The organism is Kineococcus sp. DHX-1, assembly GCF_042473625.1.
In the GTDB taxonomy this organism is placed as follows: Bacteria; Actinomycetota; Actinomycetes; order Actinomycetales; family Kineococcaceae; genus Kineococcus.
The window spans coordinates 955,147-971,311 of sequence record NZ_CP170445.1; the positions used below are offsets into that span (position 1 = coordinate 955,147).

General features: G+C 74.1%; 15 protein-coding genes and 1 tRNA gene. 8 read left to right on the plus strand and 8 right to left on the minus strand.

All coding sequences use genetic code 11. The features are described 5' to 3' along the window. Window positions 1-15 precede the first annotated feature (15 nt). Both ACFEMC_RS04705 and ACFEMC_RS04710 read right to left on the minus strand, forming a co-directional pair. Entirely contained in the window at window positions 16-1,047 is a 1,032-nt protein-coding gene (locus ACFEMC_RS04705; protein ID WP_380174081.1) for a cell wall-binding repeat-containing protein, read from the minus strand. Between the two features lie 212 nt (window positions 1,048-1,259). Continuing rightward, on the minus strand, window positions 1,260-2,969 hold the full coding sequence (locus ACFEMC_RS04710; protein WP_380174083.1) for a dihydroxyacetone kinase family protein: 1,710 nt from the start codon (window positions 2,967-2,969) through the stop codon (window positions 1,260-1,262). A gap of 181 nt (window positions 2,970-3,150) precedes the next feature. On the opposite strand from ACFEMC_RS04710, the gene ACFEMC_RS04715 reads away from it, so the two are divergent. The 5 genes from ACFEMC_RS04715 (at window position 3,151) to ACFEMC_RS04735 (ending at window position 8,598) form a co-directional block, all read left to right on the plus strand. Beyond that, window positions 3,151-4,686, plus strand: coding sequence for a sugar ABC transporter ATP-binding protein (locus tag ACFEMC_RS04715; RefSeq protein ID WP_380174085.1), 1,536 nt, complete (start codon window positions 3,151-3,153; stop codon window positions 4,684-4,686). Continuing rightward, window positions 4,686-5,684 (plus strand): ABC transporter permease, encoded by a 999-nt coding sequence (locus tag ACFEMC_RS04720; protein WP_380174087.1) that lies wholly within the window; start codon window positions 4,686-4,688, stop codon window positions 5,682-5,684. Before ACFEMC_RS04715 ends, ACFEMC_RS04720 begins: the two co-directional genes overlap by 1 nt. 107 nt (window positions 5,685-5,791) lie before the next feature. Continuing rightward, window positions 5,792-6,856 (plus strand): substrate-binding domain-containing protein, encoded by a 1,065-nt coding sequence (locus ACFEMC_RS04725; RefSeq protein WP_380176602.1) that lies wholly within the window; start codon window positions 5,792-5,794, stop codon window positions 6,854-6,856. A 1-nt stretch (window position 6,857) separates the two neighbouring features. Continuing rightward, window positions 6,858-7,640 carry a GolD/DthD family dehydrogenase gene (locus ACFEMC_RS04730; protein WP_380174089.1) on the plus strand — a complete coding sequence of 261 codons (783 nt, stop codon included), beginning with the start codon at window positions 6,858-6,860 and terminating at the stop codon, window positions 7,638-7,640. A gap of 28 nt (window positions 7,641-7,668) precedes the next feature. Further along, window positions 7,669-8,598 (plus strand): sugar-binding transcriptional regulator, encoded by a 930-nt coding sequence (locus ACFEMC_RS04735; RefSeq protein ID WP_380174091.1) that lies wholly within the window; start codon window positions 7,669-7,671, stop codon window positions 8,596-8,598. A 38-nt stretch (window positions 8,599-8,636) separates the two neighbouring features. Here the strand turns inward: ACFEMC_RS04735 and ACFEMC_RS04740 are convergent, their stop codons facing one another. The 3 genes from ACFEMC_RS04740 to ACFEMC_RS04750 form a co-directional block, all read right to left on the minus strand. Beyond that, complete coding sequence (locus ACFEMC_RS04740) at window positions 8,637-8,957, minus strand: hypothetical protein (RefSeq protein WP_380174093.1); 321 nt, start codon at window positions 8,955-8,957, stop codon at window positions 8,637-8,639. Window positions 8,958-9,110: 153 nt separating this feature from the next. Continuing rightward, the gene (locus ACFEMC_RS04745; protein ID WP_380174095.1) at window positions 9,111-10,361 is read right to left on the minus strand and encodes a sensor histidine kinase; all 1,251 of its coding nucleotides are present in this window, start codon (window positions 10,359-10,361) and stop codon (window positions 9,111-9,113) included. Next, complete coding sequence (locus ACFEMC_RS04750; protein WP_380174097.1) at window positions 10,358-11,056, minus strand: response regulator; 699 nt, start codon at window positions 11,054-11,056, stop codon at window positions 10,358-10,360. The genes ACFEMC_RS04745 and ACFEMC_RS04750 overlap by 4 nt, the downstream gene beginning before the upstream one ends. Before the next feature lie 256 nt (window positions 11,057-11,312). Between ACFEMC_RS04750 and ACFEMC_RS04755 the strand changes: the two genes are divergently transcribed. Further along, window positions 11,313-11,777, plus strand: coding sequence for a hypothetical protein (locus ACFEMC_RS04755; RefSeq protein WP_380174099.1), 465 nt, complete (start codon window positions 11,313-11,315; stop codon window positions 11,775-11,777). Window positions 11,778-11,818: 41 nt separating this feature from the next. Here the strand turns inward: ACFEMC_RS04755 and ACFEMC_RS04760 are convergent. Further along, a tRNA-Arg gene (locus ACFEMC_RS04760) sits at window positions 11,819-11,891 on the minus strand. A gap of 261 nt (window positions 11,892-12,152) precedes the next feature. On the opposite strand from ACFEMC_RS04760, the gene ACFEMC_RS04765 reads away from it, so the two are divergent. Continuing rightward, a complete protein-coding gene (locus tag ACFEMC_RS04765) occupies window positions 12,153-12,566 on the plus strand; it encodes a hypothetical protein (protein ID WP_380174101.1) in 414 nt (137 codons plus the stop codon). Window positions 12,567-12,578: 12 nt separating this feature from the next. Here the strand turns inward: ACFEMC_RS04765 and ACFEMC_RS04770 are convergent, their stop codons facing one another. Together ACFEMC_RS04770 and ACFEMC_RS04775 are read right to left on the minus strand one after the other, a co-directional pair. After that, window positions 12,579-13,493: an NAD(P)H-hydrate dehydratase gene (locus ACFEMC_RS04770; protein ID WP_380174103.1), complete on the minus strand. Its 915-nt coding sequence runs from the start codon at window positions 13,491-13,493 to the stop codon at window positions 12,579-12,581. 9 nt (window positions 13,494-13,502) lie between these two features. Beyond that, on the minus strand, window positions 13,503-14,270 hold the full coding sequence (locus ACFEMC_RS04775; protein ID WP_380174105.1) for a histidine phosphatase family protein: 768 nt from the start codon (window positions 14,268-14,270) through the stop codon (window positions 13,503-13,505). 158 nt (window positions 14,271-14,428) lie between these two features. Here ACFEMC_RS04775 and ACFEMC_RS04780 point away from each other — a divergent pair, with 158 nt between their 5' ends. Further along, window positions 14,429-16,129, plus strand: a complete 1,701-nt coding sequence (locus ACFEMC_RS04780; RefSeq protein ID WP_380174106.1) for a PP2C family protein-serine/threonine phosphatase — start codon at window positions 14,429-14,431, stop codon at window positions 16,127-16,129. Window positions 16,130-16,165 lie beyond the last annotated feature (36 nt).

The window sequence follows — 16,165 nt, forward strand, 5'->3', positions numbered from 1 at the left end:
GCCGTCCCGGTCGGGTCAGCAGGTGGTGGTGAGCGCCTCCGCCGTCACCGAGGTGGGACCGCCGAGGACGATCTCGGCGGAGATGTTCGTGTTGCCCTGCACGTAGGTCGCCAGCGAGGCCGGCGTGCAGTCCTTCGGCAGCAGCAGCACCGGGGCCGCGTTGACGGCGGCGGCGGGGACACCGGCGAGGGCGTCGGGGAAGTTGTCGCCGGTCGCGATGACGACGGTCGAGGCGTCCGGGAACACCGCGGTCGCGACGGCGGCCGACGTCTCGTAGCGGTCGGCCCCGCCGATCCGGGTGGCGTCGGCCGGGTCGCTCGTGCGGCTCGCGACGGTCGCGGCGACGGCGTCGCTGACGGACGTCGAGCTGCCCACCACGAGGCTGGAGGCGAACGTGTGCTGCGACATCCACTGCGCGACGGGAGCGGGGATCGAGGTGGGCTCGGTGATCATCACGGGAACCCCGGCCGACGCGGCGGCGGCCCCGCCGGAGAGGGCGTCGGGGAACGTGTCCCCGCGGGTGACGACGACGCCCTCGGGGTTCGGGAAGAACTTCTCCGCCACGTCGACGGCCGTCTCGTAGCGGGACGCCCCGGCGATGCGCGTGACCGTCGAACCCGGTGCGGCCGTGCCGATCGCAGTGAGCACCGTGTCCGACACGCGGTCGGTGCCGCCGACGACGTACACAGTGGTGGGCTTCAGGCGCGCCAGTTCCGTGGCGGTCGCGGCGGGCAGGTCCCCGGCGCGGGTCAGCAGCAGCGGGGCGTCGAGGGAGGCGGCGGCGGGCCCCGCCGTGAGGGCGTCGGCAGGCGCCTCACCGCTGGCGATGAAGACCGTGCTGCCGCTGGAGGGCTGGAAGGAGCCCTGGGCGATGACGGCGGCCGTCTCGTAGCGGTCGGCGCCGGCCGCGCGGACCAGGCCGACGTAGGGGAAGGGCGTGCCGACCTTCGGGACGGGGGTGGCCGCCTGGGCGGCTCCGGCGCAGACGGTCGAGAGCAGCGCGGTGGCGGCGAGGGCGGACAGGGTCGAGCGGCGGACCAGGCGCATCGTGGATCCTCTTGTCGCAGGTGACGGGGCGTCGTCGCCGCCGCGGTCGTGAAACTAGGACATGGTTGCCCGCGGCGCCCTTCGAGATCGCGGACTCACCCGCCCGGCCCACACGTGTCACCCGCGCGCAGTCCCGCGGTCACCGCGGTGGGGGACCGTCGTGACGACGGGCCGGGCGCACCGGCCCGTCGTCACGGAGGACCCGCACCCGCTCAGAGCCTGTCGGCGACGGTGCGGGTGACCAGCGCGAGTGAGACGGCGCCGGCGTCGGGGTGACCCAGGGAACGTTCGGCCAGCGGCCGCGCCCGCCCGATCTGCGGACGCAGGTCCTTGGTCGCCTCCGCGGCCTGCGTGGCGGCCTGGGCGGCGGTGGTGAACGCCGTCTTCAGGTCCTCCCCAGCCCCGACCCGCTCGGCGAGGGTCTGGGCGAAGGGGACCTGCGCGTCCAGCATCGTCTTGTTGCCCACCCGCGCCCCGGCCAGCCGCTGCACGGCCTCCACGCTGGCGGTGGCCCCGGCGGAGACCTGCTCGGGCGTGGGCTTGGCCTCATCGCCCAGCTGCTCGGCGAAGGCGTGCAGCAGGACCCCCCAGATGACCCCGGACGTGCCGCCGGCGCGGTCGGCCCACGCACCCCCGGCCGCGGACAGCGTGGAGGCCGCGCCGGCCCCGGCGTCGGCCGCGGTGCGCGCGGCCTGCGCGGCGGCGACCGAGCCGTTGACCATGCCGGTGCCGTGGTCACCGTCCCCGGCGATCGCGTCGATGCGGCCCAGCTCGGCCTCGGCGTCCTTCAGGACGTCGCGGACGGCTTCGATGAGGGAGGCGATCTGCTGCCCGGCCTGCGCGGCCTCGGCGGGGGTGCCGGTGTAGTCGGCGACCTCGTCCTCGGGGACGACGTAGACCGGGGCGGGGGTGGTCTCGATGGTCGCGCCCACGGACAGCGCCGGGCACTGCGCCGGGTCGGTCCAGAGCTTCTCCAGCTCATCGTCCAGCCACGTGAGGGTCAGCGAGCAGCCCGCCATGTCCAGGCTGGTGACGAGTTCACCGACCTGCGGAGCGACGATCTCGTACCCCGCCGCGCGCAGCTGGGCGGCGATGGGGACGTAGAGCAGGAACAGCTCCTCGTACTTCGTCGAGCCCAGGCCGTTGACCAGGACGGCGACCTTCCCGCCGTCGGGGGCACCCTCGGGCTTGCCGGCCAGGACCTTGTCCACCAGCAAGGTGGCGATCTCGGTGGGGGTGCCGATGGGTTCTTCGGAGATGCCCGGTTCGCCGTGGATGCCCAGGCCGATGGCCATGTTGCCGGGCGTCACCGTGAAGAGGGGTTCGCTCTCCCCGGGCAGGGTGCAGCCGGCGAAGGCGATGCCCATGGAGCGGGTGACGTCGTTGGCGTGGCGGGCCACCCGCACGACGTCGTCGAAGGCGTAGCCGGCTTCGGCGGCGGCGCCGGCGATCTTGAAGGCGACGACGTCGCCGGCGATGCCGCGGCGCTGTCCGTTGGCGCCTTGGCCTTCGGAGGCGACGTCGTCGGTGACGACGAGGAGTTCGGCGGGGATGCCTTCGGCGCGCAGGCGTTCGGCGGCCAGGCCGAAGTTGAGGATGTCGCCGGCGTAGTTGCCGAAGCCCAGGACGACGCCGCCGCCGCGGTGGGCGGCTTTGGCGACGTCGTAGACCCAGCGGGTGGAGGGGGAGGCGAAGACGTTGCCGCACACGGCGCCGTCGGCCAGGCCGGGGCCGACGTAGCCGGCGAAGGCGGGGTAGTGGCCCGAGCCGCCGCCGGCGATGACGGCGACCTTGCCGTCGGGGGTGGCGGTGGAGCGGATCACCCCGTGCGGGACGGGCTGGACGTAGTGGGAGTACAGGTCGACGAAACCGGCGACGGACTCGTCGACGAACGCTGCCGGGTCGCCGAAGATCTTGGTCATGGGTCCTCCTGCTGCTGCGCGGCGGTGAGCGCGCACAGGATGACCCATCTGCTCAGCCGACCACCACCTCGCGCTCACATGAGCACGTCGGTTGTGGGCCCCGCGGGACGCTCCACATACTCGGCGCAGGCAGGGCACCGGTGGAGAAGCACCCGGCCCCGTCGAACGAGAGGAAACCGACATGGTTGTCGAACCAGTTCTCCAGTGCCGGGAACTGCGGAAGTCCTTCGGTGGGGTCCCGGTCCTCAAGGGCGTGTCCCTGGGGCTGGAACTGGGCACGGTGACGGCCCTCGCGGGCGAGAACGGCGCCGGCAAGTCCACCATGATGAAGATCGCCGCAGGGCAGTACCGCGCGGACGAGGGGACCGTGCTGGTGCGCGGGGAGGAACTCGCCGCCGGCAGCATCCGCGACTCCCACCGCCTCGGGGTCGCGATCGTGCCGCAGGAGCTCGCCTCCATCGCGCACATGACCGTCTACGAGAACCTCTTCGTCGGCCGCGAGCTGAAGACGAGGCTCGGCACCCTGGACCGCCGGGCCATGGCCGCGCAGGCCGTCACGATGCTCGAGGTGTTCGGCGTCGAGATCGACCCCGGGGCCCGGATGGGCACCCTCCCGGTCGGTCTGCAGCAGATCGTCGAGATCGTCAAGAACTCCTCGCGCGGGGCGAAGGTCGTCCTGCTCGACGAACCCAGCTCCGCGATCTCCGAGCGCGAGGTCGAGGGCCTCTACCGGGTGGTCCGGCAGTTGCGCGACTCCGGCGTCGCCATCATGTTCACCACCCACAAGATGGCCGAGATCCGCGACCTGGCCGACCGCGTCGTCGTGCTGCGCGACGGCGGGCTCGTCCTCGACGAGGCCATGGCCGACGTCTCGGACGACGACATCGTGACCGCGATGATCGGCCGGGAACTGGAGGACCTGTTCCCGCCCGTCCGCACGGTCCCCGCCGACGCCGACGTCGTCCTGCAGGTCCAGGACCTCGCCGTCGCGGGGCAGGCCGGGACGGTCGACCTGCAGGTCCGCCGGGGCGAGATCCTCGGCCTGGCCGGGCTCGTCGGGGCCGGCCGCACGGAACTGCTCGAAGGGGTGTTCGGGGTCCGCGGCACGACGGCCGGGCGGATCACCGTCGCCGGCCGCGACGTGAAGCGGAAGAACCCCGCGGCCGCCATCACCGCCGGCATGGCGCTGGTGCCGGAGGACCGCAAGCACGCCGGAGCCGTGATGGGCCTGTCGGTGCTGGACAACGGGACCCTGCCGCGGCTGGCGAAGTTCTCCGTCGCCGGCTGGCTCAAGGGTGCCTCGCGCCGCGCCGCCGTCGGGGAGGCCATGGACTCCGTCCGCCTGCGCAGCCGCGGGTTGTCGCAGGACGTCGGAACCCTGTCGGGCGGGAACCAGCAGAAGGTCGTGCTGGCGCGGTGGCTCACCGAGCACGTCGACGTCCTGCTGCTCGACGAACCCACCCGTGGCGTCGACGTCGGCGCCCGCTCGGAGATCTACCGCATCATCGCCGAGCTCGCAGCGGCCGGGATGGCCGTCGTCATGGCCTCCTCGGACATGACCGAGGTCCTGGGCCTGTCCCACCGCGCCCTCGTCCTGCGCGACGGCGGCGTCGTCGCCGAACTCGACCGCACCCAGCTGGACGCTCCCGACGTCCAGGACACCATCTTCCGGCTCAGCTCCGGGCTCACCGCCCGCACCGACACGAAGGACGCCTGATGTCCACGACGACGACCGAGAACACCGCGGTCCCCGCGCCGCGTCGGCGGTTCTCCCGCGAGTGGATCGTCGCCCAGCTCATCCGGCGGGCGATGCTCATCGTGATGCTGCTGGTGATCGCCTTCTTCTCCTACCGCTCACTGCGGTTCTCCTCCCCGGAGAACCTCCAGAACATCCTCATCGCGGCGGCGCCCTTCGCGCTCATCGCGCTGGGGCAGACGCTGGTCATCCTCACCGGCGGCATCGACCTGTCCGTCGGTTCCGTCATCGCGGTGGCGGCCATGACGTCGGCGGCCGTGGCCAAGGCCAACCCCGGCCAGGTGTGGCTGACGGTGCTGTCGGCGATGGCCGTGGGGCTGCTGGCGGGCACGGTCAACGGGATCCTCGTCTCCCGGGTCGACGTGCCACCGTTCATCGCCACCCTCGGCATGCTGACGGCCGGGTCGGGGATCGCCTACGTCATCGGCGGCGGCGCGCCCATCAACGGTCTGCCCGCGGAGTTCGGGTCGATCGCCAACACGAAGGTCTTCGGGCTGCAGATCCCCGTCATCGTCATGATCGTCGGGATCGTCGTCCTGGGGATCGTCATGCGCCGCACCGCGTACGGCATGCGCGTCTACGCCGTGGGCGGCAACCGCGTGGCCGCCGAGATCGCCGGCGTCAACGCCCGCCGCACCCTGTTCAGCGTCTACGCCCTGTCGGGCCTGCTGGCCGGCCTGTCCGGCGTGATGCTCGCCTCCCGCGTCATCTCCGGTCCCCCGAACCTCGGTCAGGGCTACGAGCTCGACGCCATCGCCGCCGTCGTCATCGGCGGCGCCTCGCTCATGGGTGGGCGCGGCACCGTCTGGGGCACCGCCCTGGGCCTGCTGCTCATCCAGACGCTCAACAACGGTCTGGACCTGCTCCTCGTCCCGGCCTACTGGCAGGACGTCATCAAGGGCGTCCTCATCGTGGCCGCCGTCGCCGTCGACGTCTGGTCCGTCAAGCGACGGGCCTGACCGCTCCGCCCCTCCACACCACCCGCGCCACCCTTCGAAGGAGAAGACCCGTGTCCCACGGAACCCGCCCCACCAGCTCCGCCCAGAACCCCCTCTCGCGCCGCACCCTGTTCGCCGGGTCGTTCGGCCTCGGCGCCCTGTCCCTCGCCCTGGCCGCCTGCGGCGCCGGCGACCCGAACGCCCAGAAGGAGGGGTCGGGCAGCGACGCCTCCGGCGGCTCGCAGCAGATCCGCGTCGGCGTCAGCGTCTACGACATGAGCTCCTTCATCACCGCGGGCAAGGAGGGCATGGACGCCTACGCCAAGGCCAAGGGGATCCAGCTGCTCTGGAACTCGGCGAACCTCGACGTCAACACGCAGGCCTCGCAGGTCGACCAGTACGTCAACGCCGGCGTCGACGCCATCATCGTCGTCCCCGTCCAGGCCGACTCCCTGCAGCCGCAGGTGGCCGCCGCGAAGTCCGCCGGCATCCCGCTCGTCGCCGTCAACGCGGCCCTGAACTCGACCGACATCGCCGGGAACGTCCAGCCCGACGACGTCGCGGCCGGCGCGGCCGAGATGCAGATGATGGCTGACAAGCTGGGCGGTCAGGGCGGCATCGTCGTGCTGCAGGGCCCGCTGGGGCAGTCCGGGGAACTCGACCGCACCAAGGGCATCAAGCAGGTCCTCACGAACTACCCGGGCATCAAGGTCCTCGCGATGGACACCGCGAACTGGAAGCGCGACGAGGCCGTCAACAAGGTCAAGAACTGGATCTCGGCCTTCGGCAGCCAGATCACCGGTGTCGTCGCCGAGAACGACGACATGGGTCTCGGGGCGCTGCAGGCGTTCAAGGAGGCCGGGGTCACCGTCCCGATCGTCGGCATCGACGGCATCGAGGACGGCCTGAACGCCGTCAAGAGCGGCGACTTCATCGGCACGATGCTGCAGAACGGCACCGTCGAGCTGTCCGCGGGCCTGGCGGTGGCGGCGGCGATCGCGTCCAAGACCGACGTGAACACGAAGCCCGTCTACAAGATGCCGAAGATCACGAAGGAGAACGTCGACGTCGCCATCCAGCACGTCGTCTCCGACCGCGCGGCCTTCCTCTCCGCGCTGCCGGACCTGACGGAGAAGAACCTGAAGTCCGGCGACATCGCGTTCGAGGGCATCCCCGGACAGGAAGGTGCCTGACGTGGCGGCCGACCTCGCACCGGCCGCCCCGGGCAGCGACCTCAGCTTCTCCCTGCAGGGGCGCACCGCGCTCGTGACCGGCGGGGCCTCGGGGATCGGCGCCGCCATCGCGGCGGCGTTCGTCGAGCGCGGCGCCACCGTCGCCGTCGTCGACCGCAACCTGCCCGCGGCCCAGGAGCGGGCGGCGCAGCTGGGGGAGGGCGCGTTCGCGCTCGAGTGCGACGTCACCGACCCCGCCTCCACCCGGGCCACGACGGACGCCGTGGTCGAGCGGACCGGCCGCCTCGACGTGCTCGTGAACTGCGCTGGCCTGGCCCTGCTCGGGACGGCGGAGTCGCTGCCGTTCCAGACGTGGCAGACGACCCTGTCGGTGAACCTCACCGGGACGTTCCTCATGTGCCAGGCGGCGGGGCAGCACATGCTGAACGCCGGCTACGGGCGCATCGTGAACCTCGCCTCCCAGGCCGCCAGCGTCGCGCTGCCCGAGCACGTCGCGTACTGCGCGTCCAAGGCCGGCGTCCTGGGCCTGACCCGGGTGCTGGCGCTGGAGTGGGGCGGGCGCGGGGTGACCGCCAACGCGATCTCCCCGACCGTCGTCCTCACCGACCTCGGCCGTGCGGTGTGGGCCGGGGAGAAGGGCGAACGCGCCAAGGAGGCGATCCCCACGGGCCGGTTCGCGGTCCCCGAGGAGGTCGCGGGCCTGGCCGTGTACCTGGCGTCCCCGGCGGCTGCCATGGTGAACGGTGCGGACTACCGCATCGACGGCGGTTTCACGATCGCCTGACAGGACCGACGGAGGAACCGGGACACCCGTGAAGCTGACCATCGAGGAACAGGTGCAGTCCGCCGTCGCAGCGCGGAAGTTCTACCTCGAGGGCTCGAGCAAGTCCGACATCGCGGACGTGCTGGGGGTGTCCCGGTTCCGCGTCGCGCGCCTGCTCGACGCCGCGCTCGAGCAGGGGATCGTGCAGATCTCGGTGCAGGTCCCGTTCCAGATCGAACCGGACCTGTCCGAGGAGCTGCGCCGGCGGCACGACCTGCGTCGGGCCATCGTCGTGCAGACCTCCCCGGACCCGGGGGAGCTGCGCGACGGCCTCGGTGCGGTCGCCGCCGGCGTCCTCGGCGACCTGCTCACCGAGGACGACCGGCTCGGGATCGCCTGGGGCCGGACCCTGCGCTCGGTGGTCGCGCACCTGGAGGAGCGCACCCTCCCGCGCGTCACCGTCACCCAGCTCACGGGGGCGGCCGGGTCGGCCAACGACAACTGCATCGACCTCGTCCGCCGCGTCGCGGCCGTCTCCGGCGGCGGGTCGCACCCGATCTTCGCGCCCCTGCTGCTGCCGGACGCCGCGACGCTGGCCGGGGTGCGGCGGCAGACCGCCGTCGCGCGGACCCTGCAGCAGCACGCGCGGCTCACGGTCGCGCTCCTCGCCGTCGGCGCGTGGCCCGACGACTCCCAGCTGATGGACCTCATGCCCGCCGGGTTGCGCCGCAAGCTGCTGGCCGAGGGCGTGTGCGCCGAGGTGGCCGGGAACCTGCTGCGCGAGGACGGCCAGGAGCTGTCCAGCCTCAGCGACCAGCTGCTGACGGTGGGGATGGCGGACCTGCGCCGGATCCCGGAGGTGGTCGTCGTCGCGGGCGGGCCGCAGAAGGCCCGGGCCGTGCGCGCCGTCCTGGCCTCCGGGACGGTGTCCACGCTCATCACCGACGTCCACTGCGCGCGGGCGCTGCTCGGCGACTGACCTCCGGGCCTGTACGCGGCCCGGAACGCGGGCCGGCGTCAGGCCCGGCCGGGGACGGCCACGTCCTCCCAGCGGGGCAGGTGCACGCGCGGCTGCAGTCCCTGCCGCGCCCGCTTCACGGCCCAGCGCGCCGCCTGCAGCGCACGGCGTTCGGCCGTCGGGTCCTCCTCGGCCCCCCGGGCCTCGGCCTCGCCCGCGGGGGCGGAGAGGGTGCGCGCGACGAGGTGCTCGGTCACCTGCTCCTCGGTCGCGTCGCGCAGCACCAGGGTGCGCCCGCCCGTCGACCACAGGGCCAGGTCGCCGTCCGGCTGCACGAGGACGACGAGGTGGTCCCGGGCCCAGTCGGCCGTGCGGCTCACCGGCGCACCTGCGCTCGGGTTCGGCGGGCGGGCCGTCGGGGGCCGGGCGTCGTGGTGCGCACGTCGATGCGGTCGTCCATGCCGGAATGGTCGCCACCGGGCGGTACCGCGCGCTCCCTCCTTCCGGAGGGGTCGTCTCCGCCGGGTGGCGGGTCAGCCGTCGTGGGCCGGGGTGCGCAGCTCGGCGGCCGCCGGATCGGGTCCGCGTCCGGGGGCGGAGGACTGCAGGCCCTGCGCGGCCGGCAGGGGGAGGACCGCCTCGAGCGCGAACCCCCCGTCGGGCGTGGGGCCGACGGTGAGCCGGCCGTGCGCCGCCGCGACGCGCTCCTCCACCCCGAGCAGCCCGTGGCCGGTCCCGGGGGCGGTCGGGGCGGTGCCCGGCCGGGGCGCCGCGTTGCCGACGGCGACGACGAGCCGCCGCCGTCCGTGGTCGACCCGCAGGTGCGCCGTGGCCCCCGGGGCGTGCCGGCGGGCGTTCGTCAGACCCTCCTGCGCGATCCGGAAGACCGTGCGCTGCAGGCTGTCCGGGACCACCCCCTCGGAACCGGACGTGTCGGGGGCCAGCAGGGCCGGGTCGAGCGTGAACGTGCCGGTGAGCCCGCTGCCCGCCCACAGCGCGGGCAGGTCGGCGAGGCGCCCCGGTGCCTGCAACGGTTGGTGACCGTCCGAGCGCAGGGCCGTCAGCATCTGCCGCAGCTCGTCCGTCGTGCGGACCGCCAGCTCCCGGATCTGCTCGGCGGCCGAACGGACCGCGGGTGGGTGGTCGCCGACGCGCAGCGCCCCGGCGACGATCGCGATGAGGGAGACCTGGTGGGAGACGACGTCGTGCATCTCGCGCGCGAGCCGGGTGCGTTCCTCCGAGCGCGCGGCGGCGTCGACGAGCTCGTGCTCGCGGGTGCGGGCGCGGACGAGGTCGTCGAGCCGCTCCCGCAGGTCGCTCCGCGCCGCCCGGTAGGCACCCAGCCCGGCCGCACCTCCCAGGAGGGCGGTGACCTGGAGGAGGACCGCCACGTCGCTGCGCCACAGGTCCGGTCGCGGGTCCAGCACGGCGGCCGCCGAGACGCCGACCCCCACGGCCACCGCCGCCACGACCACCCGGCCGCGGCGCTCGCGGTGCGCGAGCGTGAAGGCCAGGACGGCCGGGGCCAGCGTCGCCTGCGCCCAGCCGAGGGCGGGCACGCCCACGAGGAAGGCCAGCAGCGGCACCTTGCGCCGCAGGAGCACCGCGAGCAGCGCCAGCACGGACAGGACGAAGGGACGGTTCCAGCCGGCGCTCTGGTTCGTGAACCCCTCGAACCAGCACGCCACCACCAGCCCCACGTCGACGGCGATGTCGGCAGCCTTGGCTCGCAGCGCCGCGCGGGCACGGTCCCGACGCGCCGGCACCGTCCCCGCGGAGGTCACCTCTCCTCCACCAGCCCGGCGCGCACGGCCAGGACGGCGGCCTGCACCCGGTTGCTCACCCCGAGCTTGGTGAGGACGGCGCCGACGTGCTCCTTGACGGTCGGCACGGACACGAAGAGGCGCTCGGCGATCTCGGCGTTCTGCGCGCCCTCGGTGAGCAGGACGAGCACCTCGTGCTCGCGGGGGGTGAGGCGGCGCAGCGACTGCCGCGCCGACGCGGACCCCCGCGAGCGGAGGAACCCCTCGACCACTGTCGCGGTCACGCCCGCGGACAGGACCGACGCCCCGCGCGCCAGGGCCCGGACGTGCTGCACGAGCTGGTCGGGGTCGGTGTCCTTCAGCAGGTAGCCGTCGGCGCCCGCCGCCAGCGCGGCCGCCACCTTCTCGTCCGCGTGGAACGTCGTGAGCATGGCCACGGCCGGCCGGCGGGGGAGGGTCGCGAGGCCGGCGAGGACGGTCAGGCCGTCGACGTCCGGCATCCGGATGTCCAGCAGCAGCACGTCGACCCGGAAGCGGCGCAGGGTGTCCAGCGCCGCGCCGCCCTCGACCGCGGCGACGACGTGCAGGTCGGGGGCGGAGGACAGGATGGCCGTCAGGCCGGAGCGGACCAGCGGTTCGTCGTCGACGACGAGGACCCGCACGCCGTCCGCGGGCTCCGGCGAGGAGGCGGACGTCGGGTCCGGGGTCTCGTCCACCCGTCCAGCATCGCAGGCGGGGCGGGCGTCCCGGCCCCTCCACAGGCAGGGTGCGGACCGCCTCGACCCGCCGGGGGAGGAGGTGGCGTCGTGGTCCTGCAGGCCGTCCGCCACGGGGGGTCACGTGCGTCCTCACGTCCAGGACACGGACGGTGCAGCCGCTGGGCGACCTCAAGGACGCACGGTGAGCTGCCGAAGGGGGACGGGTGGGCGCACGCCCGCCGCAGCGTCGAACCCGAGAGAGGAGCACCGGCTGGTGAACGTCTCCTCGTCGGCGACCGCCGCCGATCCGGGTCTGGCCCCCGCGGCCCGCGACCAGGGCGGACTGGCCGTCGCGCAGACCGCGAACGCCTCCGCCTTCGGCGCGACGCTCGCCCGCGAGGCCCGGGCCCGTCAGGCGCGCATCCTCGCGTCCCTGACCGTCAGCGACCGTTCGTTCCTCGGTGTCGTGCTGGGTCCCGGGACGGACCTGACCGACAGCGCCACGCTGACCGAGATCGGCGCCTCACCCCTCGCCGCGCACGTCGCGGCCGACCGCGACAGCGGTCTGCTGCCCCAGGGCTGCCCCATCGACATCGCCTACGTGCGGTTGCTGGCGGGGTTCAGCGTGCAGGACGAGACCGGGACGTTGCACCCGTTGCTCAGCCCGCGCCAGCACGACCGCGCCCGCCGCTACGTCGAGGAACTCGGTGGCCGGGCCACCGTCGACTTCCGCACCTGATCCGCACGTGACGAGCCCTGTGCGGCTGCGGCCCGTAGGAGTGCCCCCAGCAGGATTCGAACCTGCGACACACGGTTTAGGAAACCGATGCTCTATCCCCTGAGCTATGGGGGCCCGCGAGGCAGCCTACCGGGACGGTGATCGACCCCGTCGCCGGCCGCCCGCCGCGGTTCGACATCGCCGAACTACGACGCAGTGTCGTGGTGATTGCGCTGCGCTGCAGGCGAACGGGTGGGGCCGTGGTCGGCACCGGGCCGTTCGGGTGCCTACACTCAAGCCGTACAGAACACCGACCGATGGCCTTCTCGGGTGTCGGATCACGTCGACGGGGACGCCGCCACCCGGCCGTCGCCGTCATTCGAGGAGCAGCCCCGCATGTCCGTCACCACCGCTCGCCCGGCCGACCACGCCCGCGTCCCGGCGCCGCGCCGCGCCCCCCGCGAGCAGGCCGCCGTGGCGGCCCTGCACGCCGCCCTCGTGGAGTCCGGCTGCATCCTCGTCTCGACCGAGGTCGCCGACGGCGGGTGCACCGTGTCCTTCTACGACGTGCGCTCCCTGGGGCGCGCCGTGGACGTCATCGTCTCCGCCGCTCTGCGCGCGGGTGACTCCGCGCTGGCCGCCCGCGCCCGCCAGCAGGGCGGCGACGCCTGGAAGGTCACCGCGCAGCCGCAGACGTGGTCCGGCGCCGAGGGTGACCCCGACGCGTGCGCCAACCGGTCCTCCACCAGCTGGCGCCTCGCGGTCCCGGCCGCCGACGTCGTCCCGACGGCGGCCGCGCTGCTCGCCTGACCTCGGGCCTCTTCAGACCTCGATCTCGGCGAGCACGGCCGGCACCTGACCCGGCAGCTCGCGCGCGAGGAACCCCAGCCGCCCCACCGCGCTGGCCAGGCGGTCACCCGCCCGACCGTGCAGGTGGACGCCCCACACGGCGGCCTGGGTGGGGTCCGCGCCCCGGGCGCACAGGCCCGTGACGATGCCGGCGAGCACGTCGCCCGATCCCGAGACCCCCAGCCCCGCCCCGCCGGAGGCGTCCCGCCAGCACCGGCCGTCGGGTGCGGCGACCCACGACTCGCCCCCGCCGGCGGCCACCGTGCACCGGCTGCGCCGCGCGAGCTCCCGCGCCGCGGCGCCCACGTCACCCTCCACTTCCTCCGGCTCGGCGTCGAGCACGATCGCCAGTTCGGCCAGGTTCGGCGTCAGCACCGCCCGCCCCTGCAGGTGGTGCAGGAAGGTCACGTCGGCCGTCACCGGTGCGAGGCCGAGCGCGTCGAGCACCACCGTCGTGTCCAAGGCGGGGACGACCGCCTCCAGCAGGGCCCGGGTGTCCCGTTCACCGACGGCCCCCACCCCGAGCAGGGCCGCGTGGGCCCCGCCGACGAGCTCCGTCAGCTCCTCGTCGTCCGCGCACACCGGGTCGATCCCGCCTTCGCCCGTCTCGGGCAGCCCCAGGACGAGCGCCTCCGGCAACGCCACGCCGAGCGCCACGGCGGTCCCGGCCGTCGTGGCGACCTGCAGCTTTCCCGCCCCGGACCGCAGCGCGGACTCCGCGGCCAACAGGACCGCCCCCGGCGTCTTGACGCTGCCGCCGAGGACGACCGTGCGCCCGCGCGACTCCTTGCCCACGCCGGGCGGGGGGAGCGGCCACTCCCGCAGGACGGCGGAGGTGACGGTGGTCGCGCCGGTGTCGGCGTCGGAGGCGTGGGGAGCGGAGGTCACGACCACCACCTACCCCTGGGGCTGCACGTCACGCGGTTCGTCGTCGACCGGGTCGTCGGTCACGCGGACGTCGCGCACGGCGGTGGTGTCCCCGGCCCGGTCGAGCAGCAACCGGCCGGCCTCGCCCCGGTAGGCCGTCACCGAGCAGTTGGCCAGCGGCTGCTCGGCGTCCAGCCGCAGCACGGACTCCTCGTCGAGGTCCTCCAGGACGAGCCGGAAGTTCATGACGACGGCCTGGTGAGAGGCGAGCAGCACCTGGCGGCCGGCGTGCTCCTCGCGCAGGCTCGCCAGCAGGCTGCGCACGCGCAGGGCGACGTCGCACCAGCTCTCCCCGCCCGGGGGCCGGTAGTAGAACTTGCCGATCCGCCGCCGCCGCTCGGCCTCCTCCGGGAAGCGGGCCCGCACGCCGAGGCCCGTCAGCCCGTCCCACCAGCCGAGGTCGCGCTCGCGCAGGCGTTCGTCGGTGCGCAGCTCCACGTCGTGACCGGCGGCGCGCAGTTCGTGGGCGATGGCGCGGGCCGTGTCGTGGGCGCGCAGGTAGGGGGAGGAGACCAGCACCTCCGGGACGGGTGGCGCCGCGGGGTCCTGGGACAGCCACCGCGCGACCGCCTCGGCCTGGGCGCGGCCGAGGGGGGACAGCGGCACGTCGGCGTCGCGTTCGGCGACGTCGACCACCTCCGCGTGCGTCGAGCGGGCGTGGGCGTCAGCGAGGTTCCCCGTCGACTGCCCGTGCCGGACGAGGACGAGTCCGGCGGGCTGGGGGAGGGCGGCGTTCACCCGACCACCCCTACCGCGTCGCCCGCCGCGTCGCCCGCCGAGGCACCCGCGAGGCGCCCGCCGGGAACGATCTGCGGCGGGTGCGCGTGGGACGGGTGGGTGACCCGACGCGACCGGGGATGACAAGGTGTGTGCCGACCGACCGGTGATCCACACCGGTGGATGCGCTCGAGGGGGTGGGGCAGCTGAGCAGGGTGGCGAGCGCGTGGCACCGGCTCATGACGCGCACGACCCTTCAGCGGCGCGTGTCGGTCATGGGGGTGTCGTTCCTCCTGCTCGTGCTGGTGCTCACCGTCGTGCTGGCCACCAGCATGTTCCGAGCCGACCGCACGGACAACGACGTCAACGGCACGAACCCGCAGGGGACTCTCCTGCAGCACGTCGAGGAGCTGCAGCGGGACGTCACGGTCGCTCAGACGACCCACGAGCTCTACATCACGGCCGGGGACCCGCAACGGCTGGCTGAGTACGACAGCCTCCGCACTCAGCGGATGGCGGGCTACACGGAGGCTCGCGATCAACTCGTCGCCGACGCGGGGGCCTCGACGCGCTTCTCCGCCGGCCTGCGGGACGAGATCACCCCCGTCCTGGACGCAGCCGCGCGCTGGAAGTACCTCGCGGACCAGCAGGCCGGCTTCAAGCGGGATGCGAACGGTCCCGCGTTGAACAACAGCTTCGTCGACGGACCCGTCGAGGAGGCCTTCCTCGTCATGCACGACCGGCTCACCACCCTGCAGAAGGACCTCGCAGACAACCGGGATGTGGCGCTCGAGCAGGCCCGCCGCGACGCCACGCGGACCCGGTACATCCAGTTCGTCGTCGCGGCGGTGGCGCTGCTGCTGGTCCCGGCGGTCCTCTACCTCGTCCGCCGCTGGGTCCTGCACCCTCTGGGCTCCCTGTCCGACCAGCTCCTGTCGGTGGCCGGCGGCGACCTGCAGGAGCCGATCACGCTTCCCGGCCCGCCCGAGCTGGCCGCCGTGGCGGCCTCGGCGGAGACGATGCGGCGGCGCATCCTCGACGAGCTCGCCGACGCGGTCTCGGCGCGCGAGGCCCTGCAGCAGGGCCAGCCGCTGGTCGCGGAGGTCCGCGACCAGCTCACGGCGCACGACCTGCCCGTGGTCCCGGGCTGGTCCTCGGCCGCCGCCCTGCGCCCGGCAGAGGGGCTGCTCGCGGGCGACTGGTACGACGTGCTGCCGCTGGCGGACGGGCGGTTCGCCGTCGTCGTGGCCGACGTCTCGGGCCACGGAGCGCGGGCGGGCATCGTCGCCATCCAGCTCAAGCGGCTGCTCGAGGCGGCCCTGCACCTGGCGCCCGAACCCGACCTGGCCCTGGCGATGGCGGCCCGCGTCTTCGCCGACGAGGCGGAGCGGTTCGCCAGCTGCGTCGTCGTGGTCGTCGACCCCGACTCCGGGACCGTCTCCTACGCCAACGCCGGCCACCCCGCTCCCGTCGTGCTGCGCACGGACGAGGAGTCCGGCGGCGGCGTGCGTGTCGTGACCGAGCTGGACGCCACGGGGCCGCTGCTGTCCTGGCTGCACCTCGACGTGCCCGGTGCCTGGCAGACCCGCACGACGTCCCTGGCGCCGGGGTCGGTCCTCGTCGTCTACACCGACGGGCTGACCGAGGCCCGGCCGACGGGCAGCACGGACGAGCTCGGGATCGGGGGCGTCCTGCACGCCCTCGGGAGGCTGCCGGAGCTGACGCCGCAGGCCCTCGTCGACGAGGCCCTCGACGTCGCCCGGCGCTTCAGCGGCGGCCGGGCCCGCGACGACGTCACCCTCGTGGCCCTGTCGCGGGGGGCCGCTCCCGTGCCCGCGGTGCCGCTCGCGCGCGGCGGCACGCAGGAGCCGCGCACCTGACCCGATCCACGTCGGGCGACGCCTAACCTTGACCGC

Excerpts from the sequence above, each read along its gene's own strand:
- ACFEMC_RS04705 (WP_380174081.1), bottom strand. The coding sequence starts at position 1,047 with ATGCGCCTGGTCCGCCGCTCGACCCTGTCCGCCCTCGCCGCCACCGCG.
- ACFEMC_RS04715 (WP_380174085.1), top strand. The coding sequence starts at position 3,151 with ATGGTTGTCGAACCAGTTCTCCAGTGCCGGGAACTGCGGAAGTCCTTC.
- ACFEMC_RS04720 (WP_380174087.1), top strand. The coding sequence starts at position 4,686 with ATGTCCACGACGACGACCGAGAACACCGCGGTCCCCGCGCCGCGTCGG.
- ACFEMC_RS04765 (WP_380174101.1), top strand. The coding sequence starts at position 12,153 with ATGTCCGTCACCACCGCTCGCCCGGCCGACCACGCCCGCGTCCCGGCG.
- ACFEMC_RS04710 (WP_380174083.1), bottom strand. The coding sequence starts at position 2,969 with ATGACCAAGATCTTCGGCGACCCGGCAGCGTTCGTCGACGAGTCCGTC.